The organism is Streptomyces sp. NPDC020965 (assembly GCF_044333555.1).
GTDB lineage: Bacteria > Actinomycetota > Actinomycetes > Streptomycetales > Streptomycetaceae > Streptomyces.
Map to the genome: position 1 here is coordinate 1 of NZ_JBIRRE010000021.1, position 23,433 is coordinate 23,433.

At 69.1% G+C, this 23,433-nt stretch carries 17 protein-coding genes and 1 pseudogene; 12 read left to right on the top strand and 6 right to left on the bottom strand.

Translation table 11 applies throughout. The features are described from left to right. From ACH4S7_RS35920 to ACH4S7_RS35945, 6 genes and pseudogenes are all read left to right on the top strand, one after another. A partial coding sequence (locus ACH4S7_RS35920; RefSeq protein WP_398525628.1) for an SDR family NAD(P)-dependent oxidoreductase occupies positions 1 to 4,020 on the top strand: 4,020 nt, incomplete at its 5' end. Between the two features lie 37 nt (positions 4,021 to 4,057). Further along, the gene (locus ACH4S7_RS35925; RefSeq protein ID WP_398525629.1) at positions 4,058 to 8,089 is read left to right on the top strand and encodes a type I polyketide synthase; all 4,032 of its coding nucleotides are present in this window, start codon (positions 4,058 to 4,060) and stop codon (positions 8,087 to 8,089) included. Beyond that, positions 8,086 to 8,838, top strand: a complete 753-nt coding sequence (locus ACH4S7_RS35930) for an SDR family NAD(P)-dependent oxidoreductase (protein WP_398525630.1) — start codon at positions 8,086 to 8,088, stop codon at positions 8,836 to 8,838. The genes ACH4S7_RS35925 and ACH4S7_RS35930 overlap by 4 nt, the downstream gene beginning before the upstream one ends. A gap of 95 nt (positions 8,839 to 8,933) precedes the next feature. Then, a complete protein-coding gene (gene ccrA / locus ACH4S7_RS35935; protein WP_398525631.1) occupies positions 8,934 to 10,229 on the top strand; it encodes a crotonyl-CoA carboxylase/reductase in 1,296 nt (431 codons plus the stop codon). A 277-nt stretch (positions 10,230 to 10,506) separates the two neighbouring features. Continuing rightward, positions 10,507 to 10,926, top strand: a pseudogene (locus ACH4S7_RS35940) (transposase); the annotation flags it as partial. 585 nt (positions 10,927 to 11,511) lie between these two features. Beyond that, on the top strand, positions 11,512 to 12,837 hold the full coding sequence (locus tag ACH4S7_RS35945; protein WP_398525632.1) for a cytochrome P450: 1,326 nt from the start codon (positions 11,512 to 11,514) through the stop codon (positions 12,835 to 12,837). Between the two features lie 398 nt (positions 12,838 to 13,235). On the opposite strand, the gene ACH4S7_RS35950 is transcribed toward ACH4S7_RS35945, so the two are convergent. From ACH4S7_RS35950 to rpmB, 3 genes are all read right to left on the bottom strand, one after another. Continuing rightward, positions 13,236 to 14,603, bottom strand: a complete 1,368-nt coding sequence (locus ACH4S7_RS35950) for a lipase family protein (RefSeq protein ID WP_398525633.1) — start codon at positions 14,601 to 14,603, stop codon at positions 13,236 to 13,238. Positions 14,604 to 14,954: 351 nt separating this feature from the next. Further along, positions 14,955 to 15,260, bottom strand: a complete 306-nt coding sequence (rpsN, locus tag ACH4S7_RS35955) for a 30S ribosomal protein S14 (RefSeq protein ID WP_398525634.1) — start codon at positions 15,258 to 15,260, stop codon at positions 14,955 to 14,957. Then, complete coding sequence (gene rpmB / locus ACH4S7_RS35960) at positions 15,260 to 15,496, bottom strand: 50S ribosomal protein L28 (protein WP_398525635.1); 237 nt, start codon at positions 15,494 to 15,496, stop codon at positions 15,260 to 15,262. The genes rpsN and rpmB overlap by 1 nt, the downstream gene beginning before the upstream one ends. Positions 15,497 to 15,567: 71 nt before the next feature. On the opposite strand from rpmB, the gene rpmG reads away from it, so the two are divergent. From rpmG to rpsR, 4 genes are read left to right on the top strand one after another with little or no spacing between them, the layout of a single operon-like run. Then, positions 15,568 to 15,732 (top strand): 50S ribosomal protein L33, encoded by a 165-nt coding sequence (gene rpmG / locus ACH4S7_RS35965; RefSeq protein ID WP_398525636.1) that lies wholly within the window; start codon positions 15,568 to 15,570, stop codon positions 15,730 to 15,732. Positions 15,733 to 15,781: 49 nt separating this feature from the next. Further along, positions 15,782 to 16,027: a type B 50S ribosomal protein L31 gene (locus ACH4S7_RS35970; protein WP_398525637.1), complete on the top strand. Its 246-nt coding sequence runs from the start codon at positions 15,782 to 15,784 to the stop codon at positions 16,025 to 16,027. Then, positions 16,027 to 17,178 (top strand): CobW family GTP-binding protein, encoded by a 1,152-nt coding sequence (locus ACH4S7_RS35975; protein ID WP_398525638.1) that lies wholly within the window; start codon positions 16,027 to 16,029, stop codon positions 17,176 to 17,178. Before ACH4S7_RS35970 ends, ACH4S7_RS35975 begins: the two co-directional genes overlap by 1 nt. Positions 17,179 to 17,222: 44 nt before the next feature. Next, positions 17,223 to 17,471, top strand: coding sequence for a 30S ribosomal protein S18 (gene rpsR, locus ACH4S7_RS35980; RefSeq protein WP_398525639.1), 249 nt, complete (start codon positions 17,223 to 17,225; stop codon positions 17,469 to 17,471). A 68-nt stretch (positions 17,472 to 17,539) separates the two neighbouring features. Here rpsR and ACH4S7_RS35985 read toward each other — a convergent pair whose 3' ends face one another. From ACH4S7_RS35985 to ACH4S7_RS35995, 3 genes are all read right to left on the bottom strand, one after another. After that, entirely contained in the window at positions 17,540 to 18,805 is a 1,266-nt protein-coding gene (locus ACH4S7_RS35985) for a cytochrome P450 (protein WP_398525640.1), read from the bottom strand. Positions 18,806 to 19,137: 332 nt separating this feature from the next. Beyond that, a complete protein-coding gene (locus ACH4S7_RS35990) occupies positions 19,138 to 20,580 on the bottom strand; it encodes a polysaccharide lyase 6 family protein (RefSeq protein ID WP_398525641.1) in 1,443 nt (480 codons plus the stop codon). A gap of 252 nt (positions 20,581 to 20,832) precedes the next feature. Then, on the bottom strand, positions 20,833 to 21,198 hold the full coding sequence (locus tag ACH4S7_RS35995) for a hypothetical protein (RefSeq protein ID WP_398525642.1): 366 nt from the start codon (positions 21,196 to 21,198) through the stop codon (positions 20,833 to 20,835). A gap of 213 nt (positions 21,199 to 21,411) precedes the next feature. Between ACH4S7_RS35995 and rutA the strand changes: the two genes are divergently transcribed. Beyond that, positions 21,412 to 22,494 carry a pyrimidine utilization protein A gene (gene rutA, locus ACH4S7_RS36000; protein ID WP_398525643.1) on the top strand — a complete coding sequence of 361 codons (1,083 nt, stop codon included), beginning with the start codon at positions 21,412 to 21,414 and terminating at the stop codon, positions 22,492 to 22,494. A gap of 124 nt (positions 22,495 to 22,618) precedes the next feature. After that, positions 22,619 to 23,410: a 3-oxoacyl-ACP reductase FabG gene (gene fabG / locus ACH4S7_RS36005; protein WP_398525644.1), complete on the top strand. Its 792-nt coding sequence runs from the start codon at positions 22,619 to 22,621 to the stop codon at positions 23,408 to 23,410. Positions 23,411 to 23,433: the final 23 nt, after the last annotated feature.

The window sequence follows — 23,433 nt, forward strand, 5'->3', positions numbered from 1 at the left end:
CGTACGGTCCGTTTCCAGGACACGGTGCAGGCGCTGCTGGAGAGCGGACACACCACCTACCTCGAAGTCAGCCCCCACCCCACCCTCCTCCCCGCCCTGGAAGACACCGCCGAGCGATGGGCAGACGACCGACCCACCCGCTCCGGCGGTGTGACGGTGACCGGCACCCTACGCCGAGGAGAGGGCGCGACAGCCGTGCTCTCGGCCGCAGGTCACCTCTACACGGCGGGGCGTGAGCTTGACTGGCACGCACTGCACAGCCGCATCGGCGGACATTCCGTTGACTTGCCCACGTACCCCTTCGAACGTCGGCGCTACTGGCGCAGCACTGCCCGCGCCGGCGACGCCACGGCGCTGGGACTCGGCAGGGTCGACCATCCCATGCTCAGCGCGGTCATGGAACTCCCCGACGATGGCGCTCTGGTGCTCACCGGACGACTCACTCATGAGCACCATGCCTGGGCGGCCGACCACTCCCTTGACGGCACCGCTATCTTCCCCGCAGTTGCCATCATCGAGCTCTTCTCAGAGGCGTCCGGGCATACCGGCTTACCTCTCCTTGAGGAAGTCGTCTTCGAACAGCCGCTGATCCTGCCCGAGCAGTATCAAATACAACTCCGCGTTCGCGTGTTCCCCGCCGAGCAGGGGCATCGCGCCGCCTGGTTCTTTGCACGCGGCGAGGGACCCGAGGAAGGCGACGGCGAATGGACCAGGTACGCCAGCGCCGTACTAGCGCCCGAGAGCGACCGGAGCCCGCACCCTGTTCTCGGCGTCTGGCCGCCAGAAGGGGGTGAGATGGTTCCGATTGAGAGCATCCGACAGCGGATGGACGAGTTCCGCTATACCTTCGGCCCGGCCTTCCTCGGCCTGCGCGCCCTCTGGCGAGTCGGAAACACCGTGTACAGCGAGGCCACCCTCCCCGATTCCATCGGCGACCGGGAGGCCGGGTACCGCCTTCACCCGGCGCTCTTCGACGCAGCTCTGCACGGACTCCTCGCCCTGGACGACAACCTCCGGCACGGAACCGTCAACCTGCCCTTCAGCTGGACCAACGTCCGGATGACCGGCGCCGATCCGCGCACGGTCCGTGCCCGGTGCACACCCGTGGACACGGACAGCTACCAGGTCACGATCTACGACGAGTCCGATGCCGGCGTCGCGACCGGCACGCTCACCACCCACCCACTCCCGCTCCACCAGCTCGCCCGACTCTCCGGCGACGGACGGCTCTACCGCATCGGCTGGCGAATGGCCGACCCCGCACCCACCAGGCCCGAGCCCCTCACCATCGCCCTCCTCGGGGAAGGGAACACCGACCTGGACGACGCCCTGCGGACGTCGGACCATCGAATCATCCGCTACGCGGGGCTCACCGAACTCGGCGCAGCACTGGACCAGCAGGTGGCTGCGCCGGAACTGGTGTGCCTGCGGTGCCCCGATCGGGCGGTCCTGGACGCCGACACCGTCCGCGAGGCCGTGCTCAACGCCCTGGAAACGGCCCGTGGCTGGGCCGCCGACGAACGCCTCGCCTCATCACGGCTGGTGCTGGTGACCCGAGGTGCGGCGGCCGTCGACCCAGGCGACGACATACCCGACCCCACCCAGGCGGCCGTGTGGGGGCTGATCCGCTCCGCCCAACTCGAAGAACCGGGCCGATTCTGCCTGCTCGACCTCGCGTCCGACGACGTCGTGGCCCCCGAGACACTTCTGACGGCACTGGCGGTGCTGGCGGGCGGCGCGGAACAGCTCGCCCTACGGGGCGGTGCCGTGCTGCGCCCCCAACTGCGGCAGACAGAAACCGCGGAGGCGCTGGAGATACCCGCTGCCGCTGCCTGGCGGCTCGCGCCCGACCGGAGTGGCACCCTGGAGGGCCTGGCCCTCACCCCAGCCCCGGAGGCACTTGCGGAACTGGAGCCGGGGCAGGTCCGGATCACCGTCCACGCAGCCGGGCTGAACTTCCGTGACCTCCTGGTCGCCCTGGGGTCGGACACCGTCGCCATCGCCGAGTCCGCCCTCGGTCGCGACGCGGCCGGGGTCGTCCTGGAGACCGGGCCTGGCGTCACCTCGCTCGCGCCGGGCGACCGCGTCGCCGGACTGGCCATGCCCGCCCTGGCCACCCATGTGGTCGCCGACCACCGGCTGGTGGTCCGCATCCCCGATGATCTGCCCTTCCCCCAGGCGGCGTCGCTACCCGCGGTCTGGGCCACCGCCCAGTACGGCCTCGTGGAGCTGGCCCGGCTGCGGCCGGGCGAGAGCGTGCTCATCCACGCCGCGGCAGGTGGGTTGGGCACCGTCGCCGTACACATCGCCCAGTTGCTCGGCGCCACCGTCTTCGCCACCGCGCACCGCCGCAAGTGGCCCGCGCTGCGCGCGCTCGGTTTGGACGACGCGCACATCGCCGACTCCCGTACTACCGAATTCGAGGAACGGTTCCGCACGGCCACCCAGGGGCGCGGGGCGGACGTGGTGCTCAACAGCCTCGCCGGGCCCTTCACCGATGCCTCACTACGACTGCTGGCGCCCGGCGGTCGGTTCGTCGAGACCGGCGTCGCCGACCTACGCGACTCCGCCGACCTCGCCCTGGTCCGCCCGGACATCGCCTATCTGCCGTTCCACCTGCTCGAAGGTGACTGCACGGTCGAACGCGTATCCGCCCTCTTGGAGGATCTGGCCGACCGGTGGCGGTCGGGGAGTGCACCCCCACTACAGGTGCGCTGCCGGGACATCCGGCACGCCCCCGAAGCGTTCCGCTCTATGCGCGATGCCCGGCACATCGGCAAACTCGTCCTCACCCTGCCCCGCACCGCTGACCCGGACGGCACCGTACTCATCACGGGAGGGACCGGCACGGTGGGCCGGGCGGTCACCCGGCACCTGTCCGCGGGCGGCGCTCGGCATCTTCTGCTGCTCAGCCGCTCCGGCCCCCAAGCCCCTGGCATCGAGGAACTACGTGCCCAGGTCGCCTCCGAAGGCGCCGAGCTGACTCTATTCGCAGGTGACGCGGCCGACCCGGACACCCTCACCGCAGCCCTGGCCACCATCCCCGCGGAACACCCCCTCACCGCAGTGGTGCACGTCGCGGGAATCATCGACGACGGTCTTTTGGCCTCCCTGACTCCTCAGCAGGTCGCCGATGTACTCAGGCCCAAGACCGATGCCGCGCTCCAACTCCACCGCCTCACCGCGCAACTGGAACTGGCCGAGTTCACGATGTTCTCCTCGGGCGCCGGGGTGCTGGGCGGCCCAGGACAGGCACACTACGCCGCTGCAAACGCCTTCCTGGACGCCCTGGCACAGCACCGCCGCGCCCGAGGGCTTCCCGCACAGTCGCTGGCCTGGGGGCTCTGGGGCGAGCGCAGCGCCATGACCGACCATCTCACCAGCAGTGACGAGGCCCGACTGCACCGCTTTGGGGTGCTACCCCTCACCACTGATGAGGGCCTCGCCCTCTTCGGCGCCGCACGCGCCCTGCCACACCCGATGCTGGCTCCGCTGCGACTGGGGCTCGGGCCATTGAAATCCCTGGCCGAACGCGGGGAACCGGTACCACCGCTGATGAGCGATCTGGTCCGCCCGACGCCTTCCCGGCGCGTTGGCCACGCCCCGGCCGCTGAGGCCGGACAACTCGCCGCGCGGCTTACCTCCCTGCCCGCCCAGGAGCGGGCAGCAGTGCTGCTGGAGACGGTTCAGCGGTATGCAGCCGGGGTGCTCGGGCATGACCGCGCGGACGCCATCGGGGTGGAACTCACCTTCAAGGAGGTCGGCTTCGACTCACTGACCGCCCTGGAACTGCGCAACCGAATCTCCCGAGCCATCGGGCTGCGCCTGTCAGCCGGGCTGCTCTTCGACCACCCCACTCCACAGCAGCTCACCCACCACCTGGTGCAGAAGCTGTGGCCACAGGAGCCCGGGGACGACGCAGAACCGGATGTCACGGATCTCACGGATGTCGCCGAGCAGGTGCGCCGGGCCGACCCGGCGGAGCTGCTCGCCCTTGCGCCGCCCGAGACCGGCACGTAACCCCTCGTACCCCACTCTTTCGAGAGATCGGCAGACCATGGATGTCTCCACCGAGCAGCTCACCGGGGCGCTGCGCCGCACCTTGCTGGACAACACCCGCCTCCAGGCCGAGAACGCGCGGCTACGCGCCACCGGGGAACTCGTGGCGATCGTGGGCATGGCCTGCCGGTTCCCCGGCGATGCCGATTCCCCCGAAAAGCTGTGGCGACTGCTGGAGTCGGGCCGGGACACGGCCGGCGACCTGGATGAGGACCGCGGCTGGGACCTGACATCGATCTTCCACCCCGACCCGGACCACCCCGGGACCAGCTACTGCCGCCACGGCAACTTTATGGCGGACGCGGCGGGGTTCGACGCGGCCTTCTTCGGGATCAACCCGCGGGAGGCGACCGCGATGGACCCTCAGCAGCGGATTCTGCTGGAGGTCGCCTGGGCGGCGCTGGAGGACTCCGGGATCGTCCCCGCCTCACTCCGTTCCACCCTCACCGGAGTGTTCGCCGGGATCGTACCCAGTGGCTACGGTGGCGAGCTGCGGCACTATCCGCCCGAACTGGAGGCGTACGCGGGCACCGGCACTCTTCCCAGCGTCGCTTCAGGACGGATCGCCTACACCCTGGGGCTGCGGGGCGCGGCGGTCAGTGTGGACACGGCCTGTTCCTCTTCCCTCACCGCGGTTCACCTCGCCGTCCGGGCATTGCGTAGTGGTGAGTGCACCCTGGCACTGGCCGGTGGGGTTAGCGTCTTCACCGGCCCGGATGGCTTCCAGACCTTCTCCCGGCAACGCGTACTGGCTTCCGATGGCCGCAGCAAGGCGTTCTCCGCCGCCGCCGACGGAATGGGGATGGCCGAAGGCGCGGGAGTTCTCGTGCTGGAGCGCCTCGCCGACGCCCACCGCAACGGCCACCGGGTGCTGGCGGTGATCCGTGGCTCCGCCCTCAACCACGACGGCGCCTCCAACGGTCTGACCGCACCCAACGGACCAGCGCAACAGAGCGTCATCCGAGCCGCACTCGCCGACGCCGCGCTGTCCCCTCACGACATCGACGCGGTGGAGACACACGGCACCGGCACCTCCCTCGGCGACCCCATCGAAGCCGAGGCGCTCCTAGAGACCTATGGACGCGACCGCACCGGCACCCCGCTGCTGATTGGCTCCGTCAAGTCGCACATCGGTCACACCCTCGCCGCTGCCGGAGTGGCCGGCGTGATCGCCACCGTGCTCTCGATCCAGCGCGGCCGGCTGCCGCGCAGTCTGCATCTGGACACTCCCACACCACATGTGGACTGGTCAGCGGGTGGCGTCCGCTTGCTCACCGACCCTCGCCCCTGGCCAGACGCCCCCGGCCGGCCGCGCCGCGCCGCGGTCTCCTCCTTCGGGATCTCCGGTACCAACGCCCATCTGATCCTTGAACAGGCCCCGCCCGCACCGGAAGCAGGGTCCGCCCGCCCGGATTCCCCCTCCCCGCCGCTGTGGCTGCTCTCCGGTCGCGCCCCGGCAGCCCTGCGCGACCAGGCCGCCCGTCTCGCGGAACACCTGATCGCCCACCCCGCCCTCGCTCCGGCCGCGGTGGCACGCGCCCTGGCGACCACCCGCACCCACTTTCCCCATCGCACCGCCATCACCTGCCCGGCGACCGAACTGTCCGCCGCCCTCGAAGCTGTGGCCCAGGGACGCCCGCACCCGGCTGTGAGCCGCGGGACCACCCCCGTCGATGGTCCTGCGAAGTTGGTGTGGGTGTTTCCTGGGCAGGGGTCGCAGTGGTTGGGGATGGGGGTGGAGTTGTATGAGGTGGAGCCGGTGTTTCGTCGGCATCTTGATGCCTGTGCGGGGGTGTTGGGTTTGTGGGTGGGGTGGGATCTCCTTGCGGTGTTGCGGGGGGATGTGGGTGCTCCGGGTTTGACGGAGTTGGGTGTGGTGCAGCCGGTGTTGTGGGCGGTGATGGTGTCGTTGGCGCGGTTGTGGGAGTCGTATGGCATCGTCCCGGATGCGGTGATCGGTCATTCTCAGGGGGAGATTGCTGCTGCTCATATTGCGGGTGCGTTGTCGTTGGAGGATGCGGCGCGGGTTGTGGTGTTGCGTTCGCGTGCCATTGCGGAGTTAGCGGGCGCGGGTGACATCGCGTCGTTGGCACTCGGTGAGGGTGAGGTGGTGGAGCGTCTTACCCGCTTTGAGGGCCGGTTGTCTGTCGCGGCGGTGAACAGTCCCTCGGCGACGGTGGTTTCTGGTGAGCGTCAGGCTTTGGAGGAGTTGACTGCTCAGTGTGTTGCGGGGGGTGTTCGTGCTCGTGCTCTGGAGATCGGGTTTCCTTCCCACGGACCGGTCATGGACCGGGTGCGATCGCGGATACTCGCCGAGTGGGGGTCGGTCAGCTCGCGGTCGACTCGGTACCCTTTCCACTCCACTGTCGATGGCTACCCCCATGACAGCCCGCTGAGCGGAGAGCGGCTTGACGCGGGGTATTGGTGGCACAACATTCGTCGTACGGTCCGTTTCCAGGACACGGTGCAGGCGCTGCTGGAGAGCGGACACACCACCTACCTCGAAGTCAGCCCCCACCCCACCCTGCTCCCCGCACTGGACACAATGCTGCAAGACGCCAACGGTGAATCTGCCGCCCTCGGCACACTGCGCCGGGGCCAGGGGGGCCCGCCAGTCGCCGCTCTCGCCCAGTTACACCTGCAAGGCCGAGCCATCGACTGGAACCAGGTCTTCTCCGGCGACACCACGGCACCGGTGCCCCTGCCGCCCTACGCCTTCCAGCACCAACGGTTCTGGCTCGCACCCGCCCGGCACGGGGCGACCGCACAGGCGACCACCGGGCAACCATCCCCTGTGGTGGAGCACACAGACCTCGAATCCCATCCCGAGCTCCTCTTGGAGACCGTTCGCACCCTGATGGCCAACGTCCTCGGGCACTCCGGCCCGAAGGCCATCGATCCCGACACCGAGTGGTCCGCGCTGGGCTTCGACTCCGTCACCGCCACCCAACTGCGCCAGCGGCTCAGCCATACCACCGGTCTGCCCCTCCCCCTCGCAGTACTCCTGGAGCACCCCACCGCCAACGCCCTCACCCAGCATCTGCACCCGCTCGTCACCGGGCGACAGACAGCGGGCGTCAAGGACCCCGCACCCCCCGACGCACCCGATCCCCAGACATCGCCCACACCATCCGGCGCTCCGGTCGTCGAAGCCCGCCAAGAGGTCTCAGGGAGCGGCTCCGACACCCCTCCCGGCATACTCGTCGCACTCGTCCTCAACGCGCTGGAGCATGCCGAACCACAGGCCGCAGTGGACCTGCTCACCAGGGCAGGACGGCTGCTACCCGTCTTCACCGGCCCCTCCCCGGAGCACGCGCCACCGCTGGTGCGGCTGGCACGGAGCCCGAACCGCCCTGTCCTCATCTGTCTGCCCTCCCTGTTCGGCGGCGCCAGCCCGTTTGAGTACGCCCGCCTCGCCGCCGCATTCCAAGGCTCACGCGACGTGCGGCTGTTGCCCCCACCGGGCTACCGTCGGGGCACCCACGTCCCGAACACCCTGGCCGACTTCGCTCGTACCCAGGGAGAATCCCTCCGCCAGCACGCCGGCGACACCGTGCTCGTGGGCCACTCCTCAGGCGGCTGGGCGGCGCACGCCGTCGCCGCGGAGCTCTGCGCAGCGGGCACCCCACCGGCAGGGGTCGTGCTGCTCGACACACCACCCCCTGGGCACACCGCACCGGACCAGACGGCGGCAGTGCTGCGACTCGGCCTGAGCCGGCCCAACGCCACCTCCCTCGGTGATCACGGACTCGCTGCCACCGGGGCCTACTTCGGGCTCTTCACCGACTGGAACCCGCGGCCGCTGCCCATCCCCACCCTCCTGATCCGAGCCGCACGGGTCTTCCCCGGTACCCGAGCACCGCTGGCGCCATGGCCGATTCCCGGGCCTGTGCACCACGCCGAAGCGAACCACTTCTCGCTGCTGCACCGACATGCCGCCGACACCGCCGAGGTCATCGAACGCTGGCTGACAGGACTTTCCCCGGCAGGAGACGCACACACCGGCATCACGGAGGGAGCGACACCATGACACTGCCACTGGAGGGAAAGAACGCGCTGGTCACGGGGGGAACCCGGGGCATCGGCCGGGCCGCCGTCCTGCATCTGGCCCGGGCCGGAGCGGATGTGGGCTTCACCTACCTCCACAGCGCCGACCAGGCATGCCACCTCAGGGGCGAGGTCGAAGAACTCGGTCGCCGTGTCTGGGCGGTCCGGGCCGACAGCGGAGACCCCGATGCCCTGCGCTCCGCGGTCACCGGCACGGCCGACACGCTCCGCGGATTGGACATCCTGGTGAACAACGCCGGCCTCGCTATCGTCAATCCGATCGAGGCAATGACGCTGGAGGACATCGACCGGCTGATCGCCGTCAACTTCCGCGGCCCTTACCTCGCCATTCAGGCCGCCGTCCCACACCTGCGCGACGGCGGACGCATCATCACCATCGGCAGCATTCTGGCCGAGCGGGCCTATCCACCTCCCTACGCCGCGGTTTCGCTCTACAGCGCCACCAAAGCCGGACTCACCGGCATGACCCGTGCACTGGCGCGGGAACTCGCGCCCGCCAACATCACCATCAACCTCCTCACCGTCGGCCACATCGACACCGATCTGAACCCCGCAGCCGCAGAGCACTCCGACTTCATGCGCAGCCACATCGCGCTGGGTCGCTATGGAGACCCCTCCGATATCGCCCAGACCATCGTCCATCTCGCCAGCAGCGCCGGTTCCTACATCACCGGTGCCTGCCTTGCCATCGACGGCGGACTCACCGCCTGACCCCCTCTCCCGGGGCCGGAAGGACCGGCCCCTCATGACCCCGATCGGTACGACCGGCCTGCCGAGCCGCCGTACCGGTGAAGGAGGCACACACCATGTCACTCACCGAAGTCGTCTTAGGCGGGGGCGGGCGAGAGGAGATCGAACGCGCCGAACTCCCCTCCCACTTCACCGCCGCTCATCTGCGCATAGAGGACGAACAGATCTTCCGCGGGATCGTCGACAAAGACGTACGCCGCTCCCTGCACATCGGCGAGATCCCCATGCCCGAACTCGCCCCCGACGAAGTCCTCATCGCCATGATGGCCAGCTCCATCAACTACAACACCGTCTGGTCGGCGAAGTTCGAGCCGCTGTCCACTTTCCGGTATCTGCGCGCCTTCGGGAAGGAGGGCGGCTGGGCCACCCGTCACGATCAGCCCTTCCACGTCCTGGGCTCCGATGGATCCGGTGTTGTGGTGCGCGTCGGCTCTGGTGTCCGGCGCTGGCGCCCCGGCGACCACGTGCTCGCCACCCCCACCTACATCGACGACCAGGCACCCGCCGCCCAGGCGGACAGCGTCATGACCGACCACCCACTCGCATGGGGCTTCGAGACCAACTACGGCGCCCTCGCGCAGTTCGCCGTGGCCCGGGCGAGTCAGATCCTGGCCAAACCGGCGAACCTCACCTGGGAGGATGCCGCCAGCATCCCCGTGTGCGCCGGCACCGCGTACCGGATGCTGGTGAGCGACCGCGGCGCACGGATGAAACAGGGCGATATCGTCCTCATCTGGGGAGCCGCGGGGGGTCTGGGCGCCTTCGCCGCACAACTCGTCAAAAGCGGTGGCGGGATCGCCGTCGGTGTCGTCGGCTCGGAGGCGAAGGTCGATGCCGCACGCCAGTGGGGTTGCGACGTCGTGATCAACCGTCAGAAGATCGGTCTGGACGGTTCCACGGACGATCCAGCGCTTACGATCAAGGCGGGCAAACTGCTCGGCTCAATCATTCGCCGCGAGGTCGGCGAGGACCCTCATATCGTCTTCGAACATACCGGTCGGGCCACCTTCGGCATCTCTGTGTTCGTGGTGCGCCGTGGTGGCACCGTCGTGACCTGCGGATCGAGCACGGGCTATCACCACGAGTACGACAACCGGTATCTGTGGATGAAAATCAAGAGGATCATCGGCAGCCACGGTGCCAACCTTCAGGAAATGGCCGAGTGCACCCGCCTCTTCGAGTACGGGCTGATCAAGCCGACGGTCGGGGAGGTCCACCCCCTGTCCGACGTTGGCGAAGCAACCCGCCGCGTGCAGCTCAACCAGCACATCGGCAAGGTCGGTGTATTGTGCCTCGCGCCACAGCCCGGACTCGGCATCACCGCACCAGCGGGGAGCGGGCGGATACTGTAGAAAGCCACCGCAGCGGGCTCGGCGCCGAATCAGAGGACAGCGCCTACTGCGGACTCAAGCGGAGAGTCCGGCGAAGCGGTTGGCAGCGGGCGAGATACCGCTCCAACCGCCCGACGAGTTCATGAGCGAGGAGGCCGGCTCTCCCGCGGTTTCGGCGACGGCCCATTACCAAGTCAGCGTTTGCTGAGCTCGCACTCAAACTGGACTGCCGTGTTTTGCCGACTTGTGGTCAACCTGGTCGGGGCTGAGGTTGTGCTGGGCCTCGATTAGAGGCCCTAAGCTGGACTGGTCCCGGGCGGTGATCGACTCCTCCCATGTGAGGGCCGCTCGGCGAGGCCCAAAAGCGGGCCCAGCCCCGTCGGGCAGCAAGCACCACCTGATCGTCGACGGGCAGGGCATCCCGCTCGCGGTGTCGTTGACCGGCGGGAAACGCAATGACGTCACCCAACTGATGCCGCTGCCGCGGAAGATCCCGCAGATCGCAGGGCTTGTCGGCCGGCCACGCCGACGGCCCAACGCGCTCCTGGCCGACCGCGGCTACGACCACGACAAGTACCGCCGCCTGGTCCGGGAGACCGGCGTCAAACCCGTGATCGCCCGCCGCGGAGTCCCACACGGATCCGGCCTCGGCGTCCACCGGTGGGTCGCGGAACGGACCATCGCCTGGTTTCACGGCTTCCGCCACCTCCGCATCCGGTGCTCAGTGACACCCACGCACGGCCTGCCTCCTCCGGCAAAGCCTCTGCCCACAGAGAATCCCGACGGGCGGTTTCGGCGCAGCAGGGCATCGGCGCTTCAGGTTTGGGGACCAGTTGGGGACCACTCGGTCTAGCGGCGCCGGCCAGGCTGAGGGGTGCGCGGACGGGGTTGAGGTGGGCGGTGAGGCCCGGCGGCCGACGAATGGGACACCGCTGGTGTCCTGGCGGCTGACACATGCGGCCACCAGACGCTCAAGTCCTTCCGGACCTAGCTGATCACGACCGGTTCGCTCGGCTGGATGGTGTTGCGGACCCGGAGACCTGACGTTGAACAACACCGTGCGCGCACCGTGCTCCCCGAAGGCGGCTCCCCGCACACCGGATCGGCTCAGAAATCAGACAAGAGGCTGATTTCCCTCTATGCAGTCCTGAGTGGGCGCAGCACAATCCCCGGTACCGATTCCCCGCCGTCGCCGCGAAGTCCATTCCATCCACGCACCGGCGCGCCCCAGTGCTCAGGAGCGAGACCGCACCATCGTGGCCGCTCCCGCCGACGGCCGCCCCCGCGTGACCGGAGGTGTCCCATGACCACCAGCCACGAGGTTTCCATCCCGGTCCTTGCCAGCGACGGGGGTGTCCGACTGTACGAGCAGATCGAGGAACTCCGCGCCATCGGGCCCGCCGTGCGGGTCCGGCTGCCCCAGAACGTCATCGCCTGGTCCATCACGCGCGGCGATGTCGTCAGGCGGCTGGTCACCCATCCCGATGTCACCAGGAACGCCCGTGGCACCTGGACCGGTTACCAGCCGGGCGCCGTCCCCTGGCTCTCCCCCTGGATCGACGTCCACTCCATGGCCACCTCTGAGGGGGCCGAGCACACCCGGTTACGGAGGCTGATTGGACCCGCTTTCACACCGCGACGCATGCAGTCGCTGCGGCCCTCGATCGAGTCCGCCGTCACCGACCTCCTGGACGGTCTGGAGGCCCTGGAGGACGGCGCGGTAGTGGATCTCCGGGCGCACTTCGCGCACGGTGTGCCGACCCGGGTGATCTGCGATCTTTTCGGCGTTCCCGAGGACCAGCGCCCCGCCATGCTCTCCGTCGTCGACGCGATCCTGGCCACCGATGTCCCCCAGGAGGAGTCGGAGCGGATCACGAGCGGGCTGAGCACTGCCATGCACCGTCTCGTGGAGGCGAAGCGGCGGGAGCCCGGCGATGACATGACCAGTCTGCTGCTCACCGCCCATGAGGGGGACCGGCTCACCGAGACGGAGCTGATCTCTACCCTGCTCCTGATGATCGGCGCCGGGAGCCAGACCACGATCGCGCTGATCGGAAACGCCGTCCGGGCGCTTCTCACCCACCGTCAGCAGCTGAGCGCGACGCTGAACGAGCCCGCCCGCTGGGCCGATGCCATCGAGGAGACCCTGCGGCTCCATCCGCCGGTCGTCCATCTTCCGCTGCGGTTCGCGATCCGTGACATCGATCTCGGCGAGGGCGTCACCATAGCGGCCGGGGAGGCCATTCTCATCGGGTTCGGGGCGCACGGGCGGGACCCGTCGTTCCACGACGCCGCGCACGGCTTCAAGATCGACCGCGTGGACAGGGACCATCTGGCCTTCGGGTACGGCATCCACTACTGTCTCGGCGCCCCGCTCGCCCGGCTGGAGGCCGCCATAGCGCTGCCCGCCCTCTTCGACCGGTTCCCGGACATCGCGCTTGCGGACGAGGAAAACGCTCTGGACCCGCAGTCCTCGTTCATCGGCAATGACGTCCTCGCCCTGCCCGTTCTACTGCGCCCCGCCGGGGCCGTGAGGCGCGCTGAGCCGACCGTTCCGGTGAACGCGGACCGTCCATCCATCGTGGGCGGGCGGTTCACCGGGACCGAGAGCCGCGGCGCCAGACCATGATTGACAAGCGTCGTCCCGACGACGCCCACCGCCCGGCCCGCGCCCTCATCCGGCGCATCCACCGCCTCGGCCAACGCAGCACCCCAGCCCCCGGGCCGATCGCCCGGGGTTTCGAGACGAACGCGGGCGGCCGTGCGGGCGGGGCTCTCCGACGCTGGTGGTGGAGCGGGGGGTGAGGAGGAGGCCGCCCGGGGCGCAATGCCGCCGGGCGGCCGGGAACTTCAGCCGGCGCCTGTTCGGGAAGGGTTGGTTGACGGCGACCACGTCGCGCTCATCGACGAGGAGGGGACGTCATCGGTGCGACCACGGCGATAGGCGTTGGTGAGGCTGAGGGGCGCGCGGACGGGGGGAGGAAGACGGGCGGTGCGGGCTGTTCCCACGCTGGTGATCTGGATGTGTCAGGAGTTAGGCGCCGGCCGTTCCGGTGCGAGTGAATTGCCTGCGGGGATCCTGCCGCAGTCGGATGGTGGGTTCTTGCCCGCGAACCGGTCGTCCAGCCAGCCGAGCGCGACGGCTGCCCAGGGCACGGTGGTTCCGCCGTGGCTGAGCAGGCCGTACTGCTGGTACTTGATCGATGTGTTGCCGTCGGCGCAGTACTGCCGGGCGAGCGTACGTACGTCTCCGGAGACCATGACGCCGTCACCGGTGCCGATCCCCGGGTGGTTGCTGAAGGTTCCCTCCAGGACGCCGCCGTTACCCTGCGCGATGTACCCGGGGATGGTCGGGGTGGGGGCCTGGCCGAGGTTGAGCTTGTTGACCGCCTCGACGAACTCCGGCACGGAGTTGGGGTTGGCGTACTGCGGCTTCGCGAGCTTCTTCCAGGTCAGGCCGGGGTACTGGGCCAACACGTTGATGATTGAGGCGTGTTCGAGCTTGTCGTAGACCTTCCGGCCGTAGTCGCTCATGTAGTGCTTGAGGTCGATGTCGTAGGCGCGGGCCGCCCCGATGAGAGCCATGGGAATGACGCCGGCCCAGACCAGGCTGCCATCGACGTACTTGAGGTTGCGGGCCGGGGCGACGAGCAGTCCACCCTCGGCGAAACCCACCAGCCTGCGGTTCACCTCGGGGGCGTACTGGGGCGCGCGGACTGCGGCCCAGTGGGTGGCGATGGCGCCGCCGGAGTACCCGGCCAGGGCGAACCGGGTCTCGGCGCCCATGCCGGTCGCCGAAGATCTAGTGGCGGCCCGGATCGAGTCCAGGGTGGTGGCGCCGTACTCCGGTCCTGCCGCGAAGTTGGCGGTCTGCCCCTCGGTGTCCGGGATGACGACGTCATAGCCCTTGAGCAGCAGCGGCACCAGGACGACGGACTCGGCGTTCGGGATGAGGCCGCCGAGGCGGACATCGCCCGCGATCGCCCGGGACGGAGCGTCCTCGGGGCTGAGCGAGTCGTAGGCCGACTGGTACGACACGGCCTTGCGGCCATCGCCGCCCGGGGCCCTCACCACCGAGGTCACGCCGGCCGTCGGGCGGCCCTGGGCGTCGGTGGTGCGGTACAGCAGTTGGATCGCTTTGACCGGAGTCGGAGCGCCGATGACGTGGTACGGGAGCGTCCGCGTCTTGAGTACGTCGCCCGGGGCGAAGGAGGGCAGGGGCTTGGCGCCGTCGTAGGTGTAGAAGGGGTCCGGAGCCGCCGGAGCCGTGGCCTTTGATGCCGCGGCGGGAGTGGTCGCGGTGGGCGGAGTGGCGGTTGACGCGACCGCCGTAGTGGTGGTGGCGAGCGCGGTGACCAGCGCCGCGGTCAGGTACCGGGTGGGGTTCTTGTGCATGACTCCCTCAGCTCGTGAGTTGATCACAGGGACGACAATGCCTGTTACCTTGGGTAACAGTGCTGCAAGTTACCAGAAGGTAAGGTCCTTGCCCAGGCTCTGAGTAGACCGTTCCGCGGGTGGCCGAAGGCGTCGGAGATTCGTGGTGCCCCCCGGCGCCCCGAGTCATGACGAGTCGGGCCAGTGCGCCCGCTGTCGCGTCGATGTCGCGCTACTCGCTGAGGGGGGCGCCAGCTGGGACGCCGACGGCATGGGAACCGGCCGAAACGGTGGCGTCGGACCGCGACCCGGGCCGGGTGGGGCCGCGACCCGGGCCGGGTGGGCCGGGTCGCGGGTATCAGTGATCCCCGGTCACCAGGATGCTTTGGTCACCCCGGGCAGAAAACCGGCGTGCGCCTGCTGTCGGGCGCGGACTCGGGAGAGGCCGAACCTGCGCAGGTAGCCGCGGGGGCGGCCGTCCACGCTGTCGCGGTTGCGCACGCGGGTGGCGCTGGCGTCGCGCGGCTGTCGGCGCAGCTCCGCCTGTGCGGCCTCGCGCTCGGCCGGGGTGGTGGACGGGTGGCGGATGACCCCTTTGAGCTCGGCCCGCCGGTCGGCGTACCGCTCGACGATCTCCTTGCGCCTCTCGTTCTGCGCGATCTTGCTCTTCTTCGCCATCAGACCTTCCCTCCGCGCGCCCGGATCCGGGTGACGGCGGCCTCGATGCCGATGGCGTCCACCGTTTTGATCGCCTTGGCGCTCAAGGTCAGGCGGACGTTGCGCCCCTCGCTCGGGAGCCAGTAGCGCTTGTGCTGGATGTTCGGGTTGAACCGGCGTGAGGTGCGCCGGTGCGAGTGGGAGATCTGGTTGCCGAAGCCCGGCTTGGCGCCGGTCAGCTGGCAGTGGGCGGACATGGGTGTGTTACCTGCCTCTCTCTGTGGCCATCAGTTATTGGTAATGGAAATCATTCCCATATACTAGCCTCATGGCACGCAACGAACTCCGCCCGATCATCAAGCTGCGCTCCACCGTGGGCACCGGCTTCACCTACGTCACCCGCAAGAACCGGCGCAACGACCCCGACCGCATGGTGCTGCGCAAGTACGACCCCGTCGCCCGCCGCCACGTCGACTTCCGCGAAGAACGCTGAACCCTCCTACGGCCCACGCCCCGTCCCCCCAGAAAGGCCCGCCTCCGCCATGAAGCCCGGCATCCACCCCGACTACGGCCCCGTCGTCTTCCGGGACACCGCCTCGAACCACGCCTTCCTCACCCGCTCCACGATGACCAGTGACAAGACGATCGAGTGGGAGGACGGCCACACCTACCCGCTGGTCGACGTCGAGATCTCCTCGATGAGCCACCCCTTCTACACCGGCACCGCCCGCGTCCTGGACACCGCTGGCCGCGTCGAACGCTTCGAGCGCCGCTACGGGGACCGGTGATGGAACAGGACCCACGACTGGCCGTCGTCCTCGTCGCCGGACTCCACGCCGACGCCCGCAGGGAAGTCGTCGACGGGCTCCTGCGGGCCGTCCCCGGCAGCGTCGCCCTGCATCACGACCTGTCCGACGCGGGCAGCGGAACCGTTCGCCGTCGGATGCGCGACGCCTCCGGACCCCTGTGCGACGGAGAGACCCCGCTGGTCAACGACTGCGCATGCTGCGCCCTCCGCGAGGACCTCGTCCCCGAGCTGAAGCGGCTGGCCAGCCGCGGCCTGACGCGGCTCGCCGTCGTCGAGCTGTGGGACTCGGTCGAACCGAAGGGTATGGCGGAGGTGGTCGCCGCCCACGCGGGCGACGACCTGATCCTCACGAACGTGATCACCGCCGTGGACCCCGTACTCGTGCTGCCCTATCTGGCCAACGGCGACGACCTGGCCGAAGTGGGTCTGGAGGCCGCTCCCACCGACCGGCGCACCGTCAGTGACACCTGGGCCCGTCAACTGGAGTACGCCCCCGTCCTCGCCCTGGTCGACAATGAGGAGGCGGACGGTGAGGACCGCGCCCTGCTCGCGCAACTGCACCCCACCGCCCGCCAGGTGGCGTCAGACTCCGGCGAACTCGCCGAGGTCGCCTTCGCCGGCTTTGACGTCGAGGCGGCGGCCGCCGCTCAGCATCCGGCGTGCGCGCTGCTGCCCCAGAACGCTGACGACGCCGGGGTGACCACGCTCGTCTGGCGCCGTCGCCGACCCTTCCATCCTGAGCGCCTTTACGATGCGTTGGAGGACCTGTGCTGTGCGGCCGCGCGCAGTCGCGGCCGGTTCTGGCTCGCCGATCGCCCCGATACCCTGCTCGCCTGGGACGCCGCGGGCGGTGCGCTCTGCGTGGAGAACGTCGGCCCGTGGCTGGCCTCGCTGCCCGACGCCGCCTGGGAACTGGTCCCACCCATGCGCCAGGCCGCAGCGTCACTGGACTGGCACCCCGAACACGGCGACTGCTGCCAGCACCTCGTCTTCACCTCTCCCGGACTGGACCGGGAGGGGCTCGAACAACTCCTCGACTCCTGTCTTCTGACGGATATCGAGTACGCCGCCGGACGTGAGGCGTGGAAGCACCTCCCCGCCGCCTTCGACGCGCTCCTCGACCCCGCCTGACCTCCGCCGATACGACGCCTTCGCACACGCAAGGAGCAGCCCTCATGGCCCGCCGCCCGGAATTCCGTACGCCGCTCAAGTCCCGCCCCAACCCGCTCGACGCGGCCGGGATCACCTACATCGACTACAAGGACACCGATCTGCTGCGCAGGTTCATCTCCGACCGCGGCAAGATCCGCAGTCGTCGCGTCACCCGTGTCACCGCCCAGCAGCAGCGCCGGCTCGCCGCTGCCATCAAGAACGCCCGCGAGATGGCCCTGCTGCCCTACGCGGGCAACGCGAAAGTCCGCTGAACCGCCGCTGCGGTGGAGACGGCCGCGCGAGGGCGTCGCTCGTTGTCACGCCCTGCGCGGTCGTGTGATCACAGGCGTACGGGGAGGGCTTTCAGGTGCCAGTTGACGGGGTTGCTGCCGCGTTGCAGATCTCGCGGATCGGTGGCGAGTCGCAGTTCGGGGACGCGGGCGAGCAGCTCGGTCAGGGCGATGGCGGTCTCTTCCTGCGCGAGGTGCGCACCCAGGCAGCGGTGGACGCCGTGTCCGAAGCCGAGGTGGGGTTCCCGGCTGTGGCGGGTGCGGGTGAGGTCGAGGCGGTCGGGTTCGGCGAAGACGGCGGGGTCCCGGTTGGCCGCGGACACGATCGGCAGGACGGCCTCCCCGGTGCGTACCGGGGTGCCGCCGACGGTGGTGTCGCAGGTCGCGTAGCGGGGGAGCGCTCGGACGACGGGCCCGCAGTAGCGCATGAGTTCGTCGACGGCGTGTGGCATGAGGGTGGGGTCCTCGCGCAACAGGGTGAGTTGGTCGGGGTGGGTGAGGAGGGCTTCGGTGCTGTTGGAGATGAGGTTGACGGTGGTGATGTGCCCCGCGACGACCAGGTTGGTGATGAGGGCGACCAGTTCGTCGGTGCTCAGTCGGTCGCGGTGGTGGGGGGCGAGTAGTTCGGAGACGAGGTCGCTGCCGGGGTGGGTGGAGTGCAGCTCGACGAGGGCGTGGGCGTCGTCGACCATGCCGGCGAGCGCGTCGCCGAGTTCGTCACCGCAGACGCCGGCGGTCAGCGTGGCGCTCCGTGCCCGCCAGCGCTCCCGGTCCGCTTCGGGGACGGCGATCAGCTCACAGATGACGGTGATGGGCAGTGGCCGGGCGAAGTGCTCGATCAGATCGACGACGCCGTCCTCTGCGTGCTCCGGCAGGCGGTCCAGCAGTTGAGTGGCGATGGCCTTGATCCTGGGGCGCAGCGCGGCCACGCGGCGTGGAGAGAACGCGGCGGTGACCAAACCGCGCAGCCGGCGGTGGTCGGAGCCGTCGGAGTCGAAGATTCCGGCGCGCAGGTATTTCTCGTGCTCCGCGTACATGCCGCGGGCCTGCCAGGTCTGTTCGGTGCGGTGGGCCACCGGACCGCCGGGGGCGGTCTTGGCGTCGATGGTGAAGTGGGCGCCGCTCATGATCGTCCGGATGTCGTCGTGGCGGGTGGCCACCCACATGGGGTCCACACCCGGGATGCCGCCCCGGACCATCTGCTCGCGCTCACGGATGGGTGTGTAGGAAGTGAACGGATCACGGATCAGCTTCTGATCGGCCAGGTCCAGCAGTTCGCTGTCGGCGTGGTTGTTTCCCCGGTCCTGCGCAGTCATGTTGGAGTACTCCAAACAGGTGGCTGTCTCGGTGACCGCATCATGGCAGCGGGTCACACCCCGCGGCCGAGTGCGCACACCAATCCACCTGAATGGGCGTATGTGTCCGTGCCGCCCCCTATGCGGCCTCCCTGGTGGCGGCCCGAGCACAGCCATCCTTGACCGGAGTACGGGTCCGATCATCATCCACGCGGGCGACGGGACCGGAGTGCAGGTCACGGGGACGACGACCGGCCACCCGCACAGGGGTTCACCGGCACGCGCACCCGGTCCCGGGCTCCGGTACGGGTCGCCGGGTGGTGACCCGTACCGGAGCGGCGCTCATGCGGGAATCACGCGGCGTTCGGGCCCACGTCCGCGACGGTCAGCGGGGAACGGAGCGGCGCGGCGGTCGTGTACTGGTCCGAGCCGATGTCACGGCTGCTGCCACGCGGGTGGCCGTCGAGGTCGTCGTTCACGGCATGGGTCGTCGGCACGGCCGCGCCGATGGCCGGGCTGTTCGACAGGAGACGGAACACCCCGTCGGTACCCTCCTGGAGGCGGGGGTTGGTCCGGACGAAGCCGCCGGAGGGGATGGTGCCGTTGGTCGCCGTGCCCCACAGCAGATTGCCCTGCCAGGTGAAGCCGGTGTTCTGCCCCAGGGCGACCAGGCTGTCCGAGTCGGCGACCAGGATGTTGTTGCTGAGGACCACGTCCCGGGGCTCATGGGCGCGGTTCTCGCCCACGATGGTGCGGGCGTTGTGGACCAGGCTGTTGTGCGTGATCAGCACCCGGTCGCAGGCGTCGTTGCCCTTCTGCTGGGCCGGGAGGTCGCCGGGCAGGTGGTCGCGGACCGAGCCGCTGCCGATCACGAGGGCGCGATCGGACAGTCCGGTCAGGTGGTTGTTGAACACCTTGTGGTCATTCCCGTAGATGCGGATGCCCGCGACTCCGCCGACGAGGTGGTTGCCGTGCACGAGCGTGCCGTTGCCGTGGCGCAGCACGATGCCCCCGGCGCAGTTGCGGAGGGTGTTGTAGCGGATGAAGTTGTTGGAGGACTTCACCGAGATGGCCTCGGGGTCCCCGTCGCACTGCTCGAAGAGGTTGTACTCCACCACGGCCCCGGCGTTGTCGAGAGCCCGGTGGCTGGCGCCGAGCCGGATGGACTCGCCGCCGTTGTCCCCGGGGTAGGTGTGCCGGGCGAAGTGGTTGCGGAGGATGGTGAGGCCCTTGACCATCGTCTCCCTGTCGGGGTCGACAGGGGCGTCGGGGCCGTCGGCGACGAGGAACACGCCCGACGTGGAGCGGTCGTGGAAGTAGTTTCGGTCGATCTTGACCCCGTTGGCCTTCACCACGACCCAGTGGACGCCCGTGAGGTCGGCGAACTTGAAGTCGTTGCGGGTGAGCCGGATGTCGGAGCAGTTGGCCGGGATCACCAGCTCGTCCCGCTGGCGGAAGGCGAAGCCGCTGATGGTGATGCCACTGGAATTGCTCAGGACGAAGCTCTTGTCGCCCTGGAGCACCACGCCGCCCCGGCTCTGGGAGACGATGGTGATGTGGGTGCCGACGCCGTGCTTGCCCGAGATCCGGATGCCGGCGGCGGGGACGTTGTAGGTGCCGTTGGTCAGGACGATCCGGTCGCCGGGCGCGGCGCGGTCGATCTCCCGCTGGAGGTCGGCGATGGAGCTGACGGTCACCGTGGCGGCGGAGGCACTGGTGGTGGTCAGCGCGGTGATCGGCACAGTGGCCAAGGCCGCGCCGAGCAGGGTGCCGGTGAGGAAGGTACGTCGCTGCATGATGCCTCTCCTGACTGGGGAGCCGCATGGGCCTCCCGCGAACCCGGGCCCACCGTCGGAGCCCGCTTCACGGGCCCATGTCATGGGCCCGACATGAGGAAGGAGGGGGCGAGGGTGATTCTCGTTCCCTGACCGTTCCATGAATTCGTGCTGTCCCCACGGAGATTGGGTTCGACCCGTCTGACATGCGGACATAACCCCTGGCCTGCTCTCCTCCCGCGCCGTCCCGCCCCCGGCGTGGACCGCCGCGAGTCACCCGGTCAGGGCCGCGTCCCGCATCCCGGGCAGGGCGTATCCCTCCGCTTCGTCCCAGGGGACGTCGAGGTCGTCCAGGTGGACGCGCCACTCGGCATCGGGTATCGCCTGGCGCAGGGCCGACACGGAATCCAGCAGATGGGCGATCACCGGCAGCAGCCGCGTGGGGTCGAACGGCATCTTGGTGGACCCGGCGACGACTTCCCGCGGTGCGTCCGCGTCCTGGTCGTACAGGTACAGGCTTTCCTCGTCCTCATACGGGAGCGATGCCATGTGCGCGGCGGCGATGCGCGTGACGGAGGCCGACTCCGCCTCGGTCAGGGGGGTCGTGCGGTGCGCGCTGTAGTAGAGAGAGACGCTCATGACGAAAGCGTATGACGCGGGTGTGACAACACGGGTCGGGCGCTCGCGACGCTGTGGTCCGGTGGCCACGACACGGGTCGGTCCCGCCGATGGAGGACCGGTGGCGCGGCCGTTGTGTACCGCACCGTGCCTTGGGCAGGATGGCCCGCGACAGGATGGTGGTAAGGGCGGGGAGAGCCGGTGGGTTGCCTGCCCTCACGACTGAGGAGTGGCGTGGACATCGGAGTGTTCCTCCCCATCGGTAACAACGGCTGGCTCATTTCCAAGAGTTCTCCGCAGTACATGCCGACCTTCGAACTGAACAAGACCATCGTGCAGCGGGCCGAAGAGCACGGACTGGACTTCGCCTTGTCGATGGTCAAGCTCAAGGGATTCGGTGGGGAGACGGAATTCTGGGATCACTGCCTTGAGTCGTTCACCCTGACGGCCGCACTGGCTGCCGTGACGGAACGGATCAGGCTGTACGCCTCCGCCCCCATCCTCGCGCTGCCTCCGGCGATGGCCGCCCGGATGGCGGTGACCATCGACTCGATCGCCCCCGGTCGGGCCGGCGTCAATATCGTCAGCGGCTGGGCCCCCGCCGAGTACGCCCAGATGGGCCTGTGGCCCGGAGACGAGCACTTCGCCAACCGCTATGCGCGCGCCGCCGAGTACACCACCGTACTGCGCCAGTTATGGAGCACCGGTACCAGCGATTTCCAGGGCGAGTTCTACCGAATGGACGGCTGTGTGCTGTCCCCGCGCCCGGCGAGCGGATCCATCGACATCCTCGCTGCCGGGCAGAGCGGTACGGGGATGAGGTTCGCCGCCGAGTACGCCGACGGGAACTTCATCCTGGGCAGTGGGGTCAACACCCCGCTCGCACTCTCCGCCGCCACCGCCACGCTCGCCGAACACACCCGCACGACCGGCCGTGACGTCGGTGCGTTCGCACTCTTCATGGTCATCGCGGACGAGACCGACCGGGCCGCGCAGGCGAAGTGGAAGGATTACCACGACAACGCCGACCTTGCGGCACTGGGGTATTTGACCGTGCAGACGGCGAAGGACAAGGACGCCGACGATTCCTCGACCGCGAAATCGGTAGCGCTGCCCGAGGGTGCCGTGAACCTCAATATGGGAACCCTCGTCGGGTCTTACGGCAGCGTCGCGAGGATGCTCGACCAGGTCAGTGAGGTCCATGGCGTCAAAGGGATCATTCTGGTCTTCGATGAATTCATCGAAGGCGTGGAGAGCTTCGGCACCCGCATTCAGCCGCTCATGACGTCCCGAGCCTCCGTACCCCGGAAGTCCTGAAACAGATCGGTACGTTCGTGCCGGCCCGTATGCTCCGAGCTTGCCCGGGCCCCCCGCCGGGGGGACCGCGTCAGCCGGGTGGCGTCCGTGATCCCCGGCGCACAGTTGAGGAGGAACACACCGCATGACTTTCACGCGCTGGGAGAACCGCTCGGTCATCGTCACCGGCGGGACGCGCGGCATCGGATACGGGATCGCCGAACTCTTCGCCCGTCAGGGCGCTGCCGTACTCCTCACGGGCAGGGACGAACGGACCGCGTGCGCCGTCGCGGAGGGCCTCGCCCGCACCACCGGCGGCCGGGTCACGGGAAGGGGAGTCGACCTGCGAACCCCGGCCGCCATCGACGAGATGGCGGCCGAGGCCGTACGCCTGCACGGAGGCATCGACGTACTCTGCGCCAACGCCGGGATCTTTCCCGAGAAGCCGCTGCGCGAGATGACCGCCGATGATGTGGACGAGGTCCTGGACGTCAATCTCCGCGGCGGCATTCTCGCCGTCCGGGCCTGCTTGCCGACGATGGAGGGCGCCGGGCGCGGCAGGGTCATCCTCACCTCCTCGATCACCGGCCCCACCACCGGGTATGCCGGGTGGTCCCACTACGGCGCGAGCAAGGCGGGTCAACTGGGCTTTCTCCGTGGCGCCGCCCTTGAGCTGGCACCCCACGGCATCACCATCAACGCCGTCCTGCCGGGCAATGTCCGCACCGAAGGTCTCGCCGAGCTGGGCGAGGAGTATCTGCGCGGTATGGCCGCATCGATCCCCCTGGGCCGGCTGGGCGAGACCTCGGACATCGCGCACGCGGTGCTCTTCCTCGCTTCCGACGAGGCCGCGTTCATCACTGGCCAGACACTTACCGTTGATGGCGGCCAGACGCTCCCCGAATCCCTGGACGCCATCGCCCCGGCCGCCCCCTGACCCGGCGCCGATGACCTCCCCCC